General features: G+C 68.4%; 11 protein-coding genes. 7 read left to right on the plus strand and 4 right to left on the minus strand.

Features of this window, described 5'->3' with window-relative positions:
• Positions 1-97 precede the first annotated feature (97 nt).
• Entirely contained in the window at positions 98-874 is a 777-nt protein-coding gene (locus CFREN_RS11130) for a CHAP domain-containing protein (RefSeq protein ID WP_209651974.1), read from the plus strand.
• On the opposite strand, the gene CFREN_RS11135 is transcribed toward CFREN_RS11130, so the two are convergent.
• From CFREN_RS11135 to CFREN_RS11150, 4 genes are all read right to left on the minus strand, one after another.
• On the minus strand, positions 849-1,361 hold the full coding sequence (locus CFREN_RS11135) for a glutathione peroxidase (protein ID WP_209651972.1): 513 nt from the start codon (positions 1,359-1,361) through the stop codon (positions 849-851). The genes CFREN_RS11130 and CFREN_RS11135 overlap by 26 nt on opposite strands.
• Positions 1,358-2,059, minus strand: a complete 702-nt coding sequence (locus CFREN_RS11140) for a DUF2334 domain-containing protein (RefSeq protein ID WP_209651970.1) — start codon at positions 2,057-2,059, stop codon at positions 1,358-1,360. The genes CFREN_RS11135 and CFREN_RS11140 overlap by 4 nt, the downstream gene beginning before the upstream one ends.
• Before the next feature lie 92 nt (positions 2,060-2,151).
• Complete coding sequence (locus CFREN_RS11145) at positions 2,152-4,284, minus strand: S9 family peptidase (protein WP_246580138.1); 2,133 nt, start codon at positions 4,282-4,284, stop codon at positions 2,152-2,154.
• Complete coding sequence (locus tag CFREN_RS11150) at positions 4,281-5,174, minus strand: phosphoribosylaminoimidazolesuccinocarboxamide synthase (protein WP_070520169.1); 894 nt, start codon at positions 5,172-5,174, stop codon at positions 4,281-4,283. Before CFREN_RS11150 ends, CFREN_RS11145 begins: the two co-directional genes overlap by 4 nt.
• Positions 5,175-5,449: 275 nt before the next feature.
• On the opposite strand from CFREN_RS11150, the gene CFREN_RS11155 reads away from it, so the two are divergent.
• The 6 genes from CFREN_RS11155 (at position 5,450) to CFREN_RS11180 (ending at position 12,380) form a co-directional block, all read left to right on the plus strand.
• The gene (locus tag CFREN_RS11155) at positions 5,450-6,772 is read left to right on the plus strand and encodes an acetyl-CoA C-acetyltransferase (RefSeq protein ID WP_209651968.1); all 1,323 of its coding nucleotides are present in this window, start codon (positions 5,450-5,452) and stop codon (positions 6,770-6,772) included.
• Positions 6,773-6,831: 59 nt separating this feature from the next.
• Positions 6,832-8,184 (plus strand): 3-oxoacyl-ACP reductase, encoded by a 1,353-nt coding sequence (locus CFREN_RS11160; RefSeq protein WP_209651966.1) that lies wholly within the window; start codon positions 6,832-6,834, stop codon positions 8,182-8,184.
• 12 nt (positions 8,185-8,196) lie between these two features.
• Positions 8,197-9,108, plus strand: coding sequence for a MaoC/PaaZ C-terminal domain-containing protein (locus CFREN_RS11165; protein ID WP_209651964.1), 912 nt, complete (start codon positions 8,197-8,199; stop codon positions 9,106-9,108).
• A gap of 186 nt (positions 9,109-9,294) precedes the next feature.
• On the plus strand, positions 9,295-10,500 hold the full coding sequence (locus CFREN_RS11170; protein ID WP_342356249.1) for an ABC transporter substrate-binding protein: 1,206 nt from the start codon (positions 9,295-9,297) through the stop codon (positions 10,498-10,500).
• Entirely contained in the window at positions 10,481-11,602 is a 1,122-nt protein-coding gene (locus CFREN_RS11175; RefSeq protein WP_317986445.1) for a FecCD family ABC transporter permease, read from the plus strand. Before CFREN_RS11170 ends, CFREN_RS11175 begins: the two co-directional genes overlap by 20 nt.
• A gap of 10 nt (positions 11,603-11,612) precedes the next feature.
• Positions 11,613-12,380, plus strand: a complete 768-nt coding sequence (locus CFREN_RS11180) for an ABC transporter ATP-binding protein (protein WP_209651962.1) — start codon at positions 11,613-11,615, stop codon at positions 12,378-12,380.
• Positions 12,381-12,399: the final 19 nt, after the last annotated feature.

Here is a 12,399-nt window from a genome sequence, read left to right on the forward strand (position 1 = left end):
TTGTTCGGTGGGAAGCCCCGCCTGGTCGCGGGACGCATTTCCGGGGTCAACTCTACTAGGCGGGGGCGGCGACCATTGCCGTCGCTATCCTGAGCCCATGACCGACGCCGACCGTTCCCGCCGTTTCCGGCTCGCCCCCTGGCCGATTCTGCTGTTGTCCTTCGTTTTCGTCTTCGGCGCGGCGATGTCGGCGTGGGGGCCGGTCAACGTGTTGGCGTGGCGCGGGGGCGAGTTCCCGGACGTCGATCCCGAGCGGCCGACGTACCAGCAGCGGATCGCGGAGATCGGGCGGGAGCAGTACGGGGAGCAGCCCGACGGTGCGCGGTATTTCTCGCGGGGCGATGAGGCGGCGGTGCTTGACGACGGCTCATCGGCTCCGGAGGGGCGGTGGGATGCGGCTTTCGTGTCGTGGGTGCTCAACGAGGCCGGTCTGCCGGTGCGCCCCGAGACGGCGGGTGACGTCGATGCGTGGTTGATCGACGACCCGCTGGAGTTGGCCGGGGTGATGGCGGATCGGGGCGCGTACATCGACGCCGACGACGACCCGGAGTTCTCCCCGCAGATCGGCGACCTGATCTTCTACGACTACCCCGGCCCGTTCGGCCATCACGTCAACATCGTCGTGGCGGTGTCCGGCGACGTGGTCACCGTCGGCGGCGACGAACTCGGCCGCGTCGGGTTGGCCCGCATGAACCTGCGCAACCGCAGCGGAATCATGGGCTGGGGCGCGACCGGACGGTTGGAGGACCCGATCGCACCGGAACCGTCGGCGGCCCTGGGCGACGCGAACGACGCGAACGACGGCGAGTACGGGGAGGCCGACCCGGAGTTCGCATCCGATCCGACGGCTACACCGGCAGATGCTCCTCGATGAGGTCGATGATCGCGTCGTCGTCGGGTGCGGTGCGGGGGCGGAATCGGCCGACGATCTCGCCGGAGTCGTCGACGACGAACTTCTCGAAGTTCCACGCCACGTCGCCCGCCTCGCCGTCGGCGTCCGCGAACTGCGTCAGTCGCCGGTACAGCGGGTGGGCGTCGTCGCCGTTGACGTCGATCTTTGCGAACATGGGGAACTCCACCCCGTAGGTGGACCGGCAGAACTGCTCGATCTGCTCCTCCGTGCCGGGTTCCTGGCCGCCGAACTGGTTGCACGGGAATCCGAGGACGAAGAAGCCGCGCATGGCGAACTCGTCCTGCAGCTCCTGCAGTGCCTCGTACTGCGGCGTCAGGCCGCATTCGCTGGCGACGTTGACGATGAGCAGGACGTGGCCCGCCCACTCCGCCAACGTGGTGTCGCGCCCGTCGATGGTGGTGACGGGAATGTCGTACAGGGAACCGGTGGTCTGCGTGCCGTCGCTCATGCCGCCCATCGTAGGGGCACCGCGCCGTAGCCCGCCGGGGCGACGCCCGCGGACATGGCCAGGTCGAGGAGGCGGAGAATGTCGCGGCGGACCTTCTCGTCGCGCAGACGGCCGGCGGACACGGAGATGCGGATCGGTCGGCCGTCGGCGATGGCGCGGTTGACGGAATTGCGCATCGCCCGACGCCACCAGCCGGCCGCGCCGAAGCCCTCTCCCACCGCCAGCACGCGGGTGGGGTCGGTGGCCCCGGTGACCAGGTCGTGGACGCCGTGCAAATCGGCGGCGATGCGGAAACCGAGGTCCGGCAGCACCTCCAGCGTGCCCGGCGACATCAGCCAGCGCGGCGGGGCGAACATGTCGGTGTCCAGGCTCAGGGCCCGCATCTGGCGCGTCGCCGCGGTCAACCGCAGACGGGCCTCGTGGGCGTCGAGCGCCGCGAACTCCCCGCGACGGCCCCGGTCGGACTGGTCGTAGCCGGCGAGCAGGATCTCGGCGCCCTCGTCCCGCCGACGCTGCACCCAATCCAGCACCGCCGGCGAATCGCGCAGGGACCAATCGGCGCCCAAATGCGGCGCGACCAGCAGCGACGGAGAAATGCCCCGGTACTCCAGGGCGGCGGTGAAACGTGCGGCGTCGAGCAGCCGGTCATCCCGGATGCCCGACACCGACACCACGAGGGCGGGCGAGACGGCGGTCATGAGCCAAGGAAAACATCACCGGATGAATTTTCGGTGACGGCCAGTGGACGCCCACTCAAACGGCGGGCTAATCCCCGGTCCTTCGCTCCCGGTCAGGCCGCCCCGGCCGCCCGCAGCAGCCACGCGTACTGGAACGCGGTCTCGCGCCACTTGGCGTAGCGGCCGGAGACGCCGCCGTGGCCCGCGCTCATCTCGGTCTTCAGCAAAAACGGCCCCGATCCCTCGACGCCGCCGGCGACCTCGCGCAGCTTGGCAATCCACTTCGCCGGCTCCACGTACAGCACGCGGGTGTCGTTGAGGCTGGTCACCGCCAGAATCGGCGGGTACTTCTTCGCCTCAACGTTTTCGTACGGGGCGTACGACGCCATGTAGTCGTAGACCTCCTCCTCATGGAAGGGGTCTCCCCACTCGTCCCACTCCACCACCGTCAACGGCAGCTCGGGCATGAGCATCGACGTCAGCGGGTCGACGAAGGGCACGACCGCCTCGATGCCGGCGAACCGATCGCCCGCCATGTTCGCCACCGCGCCCATGAGCATGCCGCCGGCCGAACCACCGTCGGCGACCATGCGGTCCCGGGCGGTGATGCCGGCGTCGAGCAAGTCGTCGGCGACGTCGATGAAGTCGGTGAACGTGTTCTTCTTGGTCAACCCGCGGCCCTGCTCCCACCAGGCCCGGCCCATCTCGCCGCCGCCGCGGACGTGCGCGATGGCGAAAATCATGCCGCGATCCAGCAGCGACAATCGCGCCACGGAGAAACCCGGGTCGATGGGCGCCTCATACGACCCGTAGCCGTACAGCAGCAGCGGATTCGGCACCGACGTGTCCAGGTCGGCGCGGCGCACCAGCGACACCGGCACCCTCGCACCGTCGCGGGCGGTGACCCACCGGCGCTCCGCCACGTAATCCGACGGCTCGTACCCGCCGCGCACGGGCTGACGCTTGAGCATCTCCCGCGCCCCGGTGGCCACGTCGAGCTGCCACACCTCCGTCGGCGTGGTGAACGACCCGTAGGAAAAACGCAGCACCGGCGCCTCCCACTCCGGATTTCCCGCCGACGCCGCCGTGTAGAGCTCCTCCGGGAACTCGAGCTCGGAGAAAACCGGATCGGCGTCGTCAAGCGAAGAACCGTCGAGCACCGACAGGGCGAGCCTGCCGATGCCGCCGGACCGGTACGCCACGACGAGGTGGCCGGCGAAGCAATCGACGCCCTCGACGCGCACGTCGTCGCGGTGCGCGATGAGCTCGCGGAGGTCATCCACCGACTCGAAGGAACCGACCGGAACCGCGCCGAGGGCGAAATTCGGGCCCGTCATGTTGTGCGTGACCAGCCACACGTCCTCGCCGCCGATGACCGCATGATCCACGTCGTACTCGACGCCCCGCTCGCGCGGACGCACGCACGTCGGCTCCGCCGTCGGATCCGCGCACTCCAGGTACCAGGTCTCCGACGTGATCTTGGAGCCCGCCTCGAAGATCAGGTACTTCTCGCTGCGCGTCGTGCCGACGCCCACCCAGTAGGCCTCGTCCGGCTCGTGGAAGACGCGCACGTCCTCCGATGCGGGCGTGCCGACGGCATGCCGCCACACCGAATCCGGCCGCCACGCCTCGTCGAGCCGCTGATAGAACAGGTGAGCCGAACCGACCCACGTGGCGCCCGCGGCGATGTCGGAGATGACGTCGTCGTACAGCTCGCCGGTGCGCAGATCCTTGATGCGCAGCGTGTACCGCTCGTCGCCGACGACGTCCGTGGAATAGGCCAGCAGATTGCCGTCGACCGTGACCGACGCGGCGCCAAGCGAGAAGAAATCATGGCCCTCGGCCAGCTCGTTGAGATCGAGCAGGATCTCCTCCCCCGGCACCGGCTCGCCAGGCGCGGCGTCCGGAATGGTCGGAGGGGTCCAGTCGTCGCCGTCGGCGCGCATGCGGCACGACAGCCCGTAGGACTTCCCCTCCAGGGTGCGCGAGTAGTACCACCAGTCGCCCGAACGCACCGGCACCGACATGTCGGTCTCCTGCACCCGGGACTTGATCTCGCCGAAAATCGACTCCGTCAGATCGCCGAGATCCGCAGTCATCGCGTCGGTGTGCGCGTTTTCCGCGTTGAGGTGCGCGATCACCTCCGGATCGGACTTGTCGCGCAACCACTCGTAGTCGTCGACGAACTCCCGCCCGTGATGGGCGCGGACGTGGGGGCGGCGGGCGGCGACGGGGGCTTCGGTCACGCGGGGTCGCCGATCCAGTCGGAGAAGCGGCGGCCGGAGATGCGCTCGTAGGCCTCGATGTAGCGCTCACGGGTCGCCTCGACGACGCCACCGGGCAGCGGCGGCGGGGGCGTGCCGGCGTTCTTGTCCCAGCCGGACTTCGCCGACGTCAGCCAATTGCGCACGTACTGCTTGTCGAACGACGGATTGACCTGTCCCTCCACGTAGGAGTCCGCCGGCCAGTAGCGGGAGGAGTCCGGGGTGAGCACCTCATCGGCCAGGACCAGCCCGCCGTCGGCGTCGAGGCCGAACTCGAACTTCGTGTCCGCCAGGATGATGCCGCGCTCCAGGGCCAGCTCGGCGGCGCGGGAGTAGATGGACAGGGTGGCGTCGCGCAGCTCGTTGGCGCGGTCCTCGCCCAGCGACTCCACGACGCGGGAGAACGGGACGTTTTCGTCGTGGTCGCCGATCTCGGCCTTCGTCGCCGGGGTGAAGATCGGCTCGGGCAGCTTCGACCCCTCGGTCAGCCCCTCGGGCAGCTCGATGCCGCAGACGGTGCCGGACTCGCGGTACTCGACCAGGCCGGAGCCGGTCAGGTACCCGCGGGCGACGCACTCGAACGGCAGCATCTCCAGCTTCCGGCACACCAGCGCGCGGCCCAGCACCTCGGCCGGGATGCGCTCGTCGTCGGCGGCGCCGGCGAGGTGGTTGGGGAAGTCGAGTTCGTCGAAGAAGAAGACGCTCATCGCGGTGAGCACCCGGCCCTTGTCGGGGATGGGCGTGTCCAGGATGTGGTCGTACGCGGAGATCCGGTCGGAGACGACCATGAGCAGGGTGTCATCGTCGACTTCGTAGATCTCGCGCACCTTGCCCGCCGTCAGGTGGCTGTACGCGGAAAGTTCGGGTCGCATGGGGATAGAGCATAGACCCCGGCCGATCGGTCTTCCCCGCGATGCCCCGATCGGGAGGGGGCGACCGCGTGGATCGCCGCGGTCGACTCCGGCAAGCGACCTCGGCGCAGCCCGGGAGCAGTTCGAGGGCGGCCCGGAAGAAGCTGGGGAGAGGCCGGGGCGAAGCCTCGAATCGGGGGGATTTCGCCAAGGAGGTGACATGGCCCGCAATACGGGATAATGTCTACATTTAGTTACTCAGATCACACATAGCGATCAAGGAAGGGACCAGTCACATGACGACCAAGCCCACCCAGAACACCCCGCGCCGCGCCGTCATCGTCGGCGGCAACCGCATCCCGTTCGCGCGTTCCAACAAGGAATACAGCAACGCGTCGAACCAGGACATGCTCACCGCCGCCATCGACGGCCTCGTCGCCCGTTACGGCTTGTCCGGCGAGCGCCTCGGTTCCGTCGCCGCCGGCGCCGTGCTCAAGCATTCCCGCGACTTCAACCTCGCCCGCGAGTGCGTCCTGGGCTCCGCCCTGGACCCGGCCACCCCGGCCTACGACATTCAGCAGGCCTGCGCCACCGGCATGGAGGCCCTGTCCTCCATCTCCAACAAGATCAAGCTCGGCCAGATCGACGCCGGCATCGCCGGCGGCGTGGACACCACCTCCGACGCCCCGATCGCCGTCAACGACCGCCTGCGCAAGATCCTGCTGGAGGCCAGCCGCCAGAAGTCCACCCTGGACATGGCGAAGGTCTTCCTGAAGGTCCGCCCGGCCGACCTGGCTCCGGACACCCCGTCGACCGGCGAGCCGCGCACCGGCCTGTCGATGGGCGAGCACCAGGCCATCACCACCGCCGAGTGGGGCGTCACCCGCGCCGAGCAGGACGAGCTGGCCGCCAAGTCGCACCAGAACCTGGCCCGCGCCTACGACGAGGGCTTCTTCGACGACCTGATCACCCCGTACAAGGGCGTCACCCGCGACACCAACCTGCGCGCCGACTCCACCCCGGAGAAGCTGGCCAAGCTGAAGCCGGTCTTCGGCCGCGGCCTGGAGGCCGAGCCGACCATGACCGCCGGCAACTCCACCCCGCTGACCGACGGCGCCTCCGCCGTGCTCATCTCCTCCGAGGAGTGGGCCGCCGAGCGCGGTCTGCCGGTGCTGGCCGACGTCGTCGACGTCGAGTCCGCCGCCGTCGACTTCGTCCACGGTGACGAGGGCCTGCTCATGGCCCCGGTCTACGCCACCCCGCGCCTGCTCGCCCGCCAGGGCCTGACCTTCGACGACATCGACTTCTTCGAGATCCACGAGGCCTTCGCCGGCACCGTGTGCTCGACGATGAAGGCCTGGGAGGACGAGGACTACTGCCGCGAGAAGCTCGGTCTCGACGGTGCCCTGGGCTCCGTCCCGCGCGAGAAGCTCAACGTCAACGGTTCCTCGCTGGCCTGCGGCCACCCCTTCGCCGCCACCGGCGGCCGCATCACCGCTTCGCTGGCGAAAATGCTGCGCGCCAAGGCCGACGAGACCGGCAAGGTCGCCCGCGGGCTGATCTCCGTCTGCGCCGCAGGCGGCCAGGGCGTCGTCGCCATCCTCGAGGCCCGTCCGTAACCGACGCGTACCGCACCCCACATCAAGCCACGCGCTGAACACATTTAGGAGCATCTGACATGGCAGACAAGTACCAGGAACTGGTCAACGGCGGTCCGCTCACGGGCGTCGCCAAGTCCCTCGGCCTTCCCCAGCCCCCGCACCTGCGCCGCCACAAGCCCGGCGAGCCGCTGCTGAAGAACGACAAGGTCCTCGTGACCGGTTCCGGCGCCGACGCCGACGCCGTCGCCAAGCAGCTCGGCGAGTGGGACCTGAACGTCCGCCGCGACCAGGCCGGCGACGACAAGGTCGGCGCCATCGTGGTCGTGGTCACCGAGGCCAAGCGCCCGAAGGAGCTGCAGGGCCCGGTCCTCAACGCCGCGAAGCACCTGCGCAAGCTGGACAAGGGCGGCCGTTTCATCGTGATCTCCCGCGCCAAGGCGGAGCACGGCACCGACATCGACGTCGCGCTCAACGCCACCCGCGGCGGCGTCGAGGGTCTGGTCCGTTCGATGGGCCACGAGGTCCGCGGCGGCTCCACGGCCAACGGCATCCTCGTCCACGACGGCGTCGACGTCACCGCCCCGTCGGTGGTCGCGTCGCTGCACTTCTTCCTTTCGGGTCGTTCGGCGTTCGTCGACGGCCAGTTCCTCACCGTGTCCTCCTCCGCCGGCGAGATCCCGGCCGACTGGGACAAGCCGCTGGCCGGCAAGGTCGCGGCGATCACCGGTGCGGCCCGCGGCATCGGCGCGGCCATCGCCCGCCAGATGAAGGCCGACGGCGCTGACGTCATCGTCATCGACGTGCCCCCGGCCGGCGATGCGCTGTCGAAGGTCGCCAACGAGCTCGGCGGCCTGGCCCTGCAGCTCGACATCACCTCCGACGACGCCGGCAACCGCATCGCCGACGCCGCGAAGCAGCGTTTCGGCAAGCTGGACATCGTGGTGCACAACGCGGGCATCACCCGTGACAAGATGCTGGCGAACATGGACGAGGCCAAGTGGGGCTCGGTCATCGCCGTCAACATCGAGGCGCAGCTGACCATGAACGAGCAGCTGCTGAAGCACGAGGCGTTCCAGAAGTCGCCGCGCATCGCCACGATGGCGTCGACGTCGGGCATCGCGGGCAATCGCGGCCAGACGAACTACGCCACGTCGAAGGCCGGCGTGATCGCGATGGTGGAGGCCACCGCCGACCGCGTCGCGTCGATGGGCGGCAACATCAACGCCGTCGCCCCGGGCTTCATCGAGACCGACATGACCGCGGCGATTCCGTTCGTCAACCGTCAGGTCGCGCGTCGCGTGAACTCGCTGCAGCAGGGCGGTCAGCCGGGTGACGTCGCGCAGGCGATTTCGTTCCTGGTCTCCGACCGTGCGCTGGGCGTCAACGGCGAGGTTCTGCGCGTGTGCGGTCAGAACATCGTGGGCCAGTAAGGGGGCGCGGGCATGACTGAAGCCAAGATCCTGTCCGAGGTTCCGTCGCTGGTTCCGCTGTACGCGAAGGCGGCGACGGGCGGCGCGCGTTCGAATCGGACGTCGAAGCTGAAGACCCCGGCTCTGGCGGTCAAGGGCGTGAAGGTGTCGGCGTCGCGCGACGAGGACTTCCGTCGCGTCGCCGGTGCCCCGCCGGTCGATCATGTTGCCAATTCGGCGTTCTTCGGCCACGTGCATGCGTTGATCATGCCGTTGCAGATGGAGTTGATGGCGGCCGATGATTTCCCGCTGCCGATGATGGGTCTGATCCACACGTCGAACACGTACCGCCAGCTCAAGCCGGTTCCGGTGGGTGCGGACGTCGACGTGGAGGTCCGTGTGGCGGGTTTCCGCGCGCACCGTTCGGGCACGGAGGTCGTGCACGAGGCGACCGTGTCGCGTGACGGCGAGGTGCTGGTCGAGGAGACCTCGGTGTACCTGGCCAAGGGCAAGAAGCTTGACGACGTCGAGCCTCTCGACGATTCGGCCGGCCAGTCCAAGCGGCCGCAGTTCAAGGTACCGCGTCCGACGGCGCAGTGGCGCATTCCGGGTTCGATCGGTCGCACGTGGGCGAAGGTGTCCGGCGACTGGAACCCGATTCACGTCACGGGCCTGACGGCGAAGGCGCTGGGCATGCCGGGCGTCGTGGCGCACGGCATGTACACCGCGTCGCGCGCGTTGGCGGAGTCCGATGTGCCGGGCGGCGCCCCGTTCGAGTTCCACATCGACTTCGGCGCCCCGGTGATCGTTCCGGCGACGGTGATGGTCGCCATCACCCGCGCCGGCGAGGTCGTCGACGGCGTGGGCCGCGGCGGCACCGACATCGTGGCCTGGGACCGCAAGAAGCGGCGCCCGCACTTCACGGGTCACGTGCGGGACGTGTAGTTCACGCGCCGGGAACCGCCCCGAAGCAAGCTGACCCGACCCCCGAGATCAACGTCGATCTCGGGGGTCGGGTCTTTTCCTCAACCCAGGAGGCAGATTAGCTACACCTAATCGAATTAGGCTACCCTTTCCCTTGCCTCGCTCCCGTCCATGAATTTCGACGAGACAAAGGAACGACCCATCACGATGAATCCGACGCATCCTCCGGCCCCGCGCCCCGCACTCGACGGGGAGGGCCCGGACACCGGACGCCTCGCCATGAGCCGCCGAACGGCCCTCCGCTCCGCGCTCATCCTCCTCGGTGGCAGCGCCCTCGCGCTCACCGGCTGCTCGACCCGCGACACCCACGCCGCCGACGCCGCCTCCGGCACCGCCGATGCCCCGGCCAACGGCAAGGGCCCGACGATCACCGACCAAAAGGGCCGCACCGTCTCCTTCGATGCCCCCGTGGAGCGCATCGCCACCACCGTCATTCCGGCGCCATCGATGATCATCGCCGCCGACCAGGGCATCTCCAAGATCGTCGCCGTCAACCGCGCCAGCCAGATGCAGGCGAAGAATGGACTGCTCGCCGAGATGTTCCCCGAAATCATGGATCTTCCCATCGCCGCCGCAGGCAACGATTTCGTGCCGAACATCGAAACCATCGCCGCCCAGAACCCGGACGTCGTCATTCAGTGGGCCCATATGGGCGACGAGATCATCACCCCTATCGAGCAAGCCGGTCTCGAGCTTCTGCTCATCATCTACGGCACCCAGGAGGACCTCGAGTACTGGGTGGAGATGTTCACCGAACTCGTCGGAAAGCCGGAACGGGGAGAGAAAATCCTGGCCGACATGCACCGCGACCGCGCCGCAGTGGAGAAGGCGGTGGGGACCGCGCACCGCCGTCCCCGCGCCGTCAACCTGTTCAACTACGACGAAATGCAGGTCTCCGGAACCGAGTCGTACATGGACTTTTGGCTCACCCTCTGCGGCGCCGACAACGTTGGAACCAAGGCCGGGCCCGGTTCCTCGGTGAAGGTCTCCCGCGAAGAGCTGCTCGCGTGGGATCCGGAGGTGGTGTTCATCGGGAACTTCTCCCCCGCCACCCCGGAGGACATGTACGGCGACCCCTTCTTCGCCGAAATGTCGGCGGTGAAGAACAAGCGCGTCTACAAGATCCCCAACGGCGGCTTCGCCTGGGATCCGCCGAGCAATGAATCCAACCTCATGTGGCAGTGGGCCGCGAAACTGCTCCACCCCGAGACCGCCGATTTCGACCTCCGACGGGCCATGAAGGACTCCTATTCCTTCCTCTACGACCACGAGCTGACCGACGAACAGATCGACCGGGTCCTCGCCGTCGACGCCAACTCGGGGAGCGCAAACTATGACGCGTTCACTCGTTAAGCCGAAGTCCGCTTCCCGGGCGACCGTCGACGGCGTCGAACGCCCGGACGGCCCCGACGGCGTCGAAGTCCTCCACGCCGCCCACGCCCGACGGACGGCGATGATCCTGCTGCTTGCCGTCGCTGCGCTGGTGCTGTCGTTCATCGCCTCGCTGTCGATCGGCCGGTTCAACGTTCCGTTCAACGAAGTGGTGCGGATGCTCATCGGCCAGGTCGTCGACATCCGCCAAACGTGGACTCCGCAAGAAGAGCAGGTCGTGCTGGGATCGCGGCTCCCCCGGGTCCTGCTGGCGATGATCGTCGGCGGCGGCTTGGCCCTGGCCGGTGCGACCCTGCAGGCCGTGTTTCGGAATCCCCTGGTCAGCCCCCAGGTCGTCGGCGTTTCTTCGGGCGCTTCCTTCGGCGGCGTGCTCGCGTTAGCCCTGGGCCTGGGCACCGCGTGGCTCATCGGACTGTCCTTCGCGATGGGGGCGCTGGCCATCTGGGTCGTCATCGGCATCGGCCGAACGCGCACCGGTGGTTCGGTGCTGATGATCGTGCTCGGAGGCATCGTCGTCAGCGCCCTGTTCTCGGCACTGGTCTCGCTGGTGACCATGTTGGCGGACCCGTACACGACGCTGCCGTCGATCGTCTTCTGGCTGATGGGGTCCCTCACCGCGGCTTCCATGCAGAAGGTCGCCGTCGCCCTGGTGCCGGTGGCCATCGGCACGACGGTGATCCTCATCCTGCGGTGGCGCATCAACGTGCTCAGTCTCGGGGACTTCGAGGCACGGTCGCTGGGTTTGAGCCCGCAGCCGTTGCGGGTGCTTCTGCTCGCGATGGTGGCGCTGATCACCGCCGGCGCGGTCGCCGTATCCGGCGTCATCGGGTGGGTGGGGCTGGTGATCCCCCACGTCGCCAGGCTCATCGGCGGGCCGGATCACCGCATCCTGTTGCCGTTGTCGGTGCTCATCGGCGCCAGCTACCTGACGCTAATCGACACCCTGTCGCGTTCGGTGGCGGCGACCGAACTGCCGGTGGGAATTCTCACCGCAGTCATCGGCGCGCCGGTGTTCATTTGGCTGCTGCGCAAGAACCGCGGCGGCTCCGCGATCGAAGATTAGGGGAAAACCCATGATTGAAGCCCGAAATCTCGGCTTCCGTTTCGGCGGCGGCCCGTGGGTGTTCCGCGGGCTCGACGTGACCGTGGAGCCTTCGTCCATCACGTCGTTGCTCGGCTCCAATGGCGTCGGCAAGTCGACGCTGCTGCGGTTGCTGGCCGGAATCTCCGAACCGTCGGAGGGCTCGGTGTCCACCCGGGGGCAGATCGGCTTCGTGCCGCAGGCGACGGCCGGTGTCTTCCCCTACCTCGTGTCCGACATGGTCCTCATGGGCAGGGCACGGCAATTGAGCATGTTCTCCCAACCTGGCGCCGAGGACCGCAGGATCGCCGCCGAGGCCCTGGACCGGGTGGGCATGGCCCATCTGGCGTCGCGGCCGTTCACCGGTCTGTCCGGCGGACAGCAGCAGCTGATCCTCATCGCCCGCGCACTGGCCACCGGGTGCGACACCCTCATCCTCGACGAGCCGGTATCTGCACTCGACCTGCGCAATCAGGCGCTGGTGCTGGAACTGCTCTCCAATCTACGGCACGAGGGCCTGGCCGTCGTCCTGTCCACCCACAGTCCCGAGCACGCCCTCCACCTCGGGGGCCAGGCGCTCGTCCTCGACCCGTCGGACGGGCTGCGGGCCGGCCCCGCCGACGAATTGCTTTCCGACGACGTGCTCACCCGCTTGTACGGCATCGACCTGTTCCGCGTCACCGTCCCCGACGGCGAACGCCCGCGGAACATCGTCGTCACGCGATACGAGGGCGTGCGCGACGCCGTCGCCGTGTCCTGACTCCCGCCTCCATCATCCA

Origin of the sequence: Corynebacterium freneyi, assembly GCF_030408835.1 — a bacterium.
Taxonomy (GTDB): Bacteria; Actinomycetota; Actinomycetes; order Mycobacteriales; family Mycobacteriaceae; genus Corynebacterium; species Corynebacterium freneyi.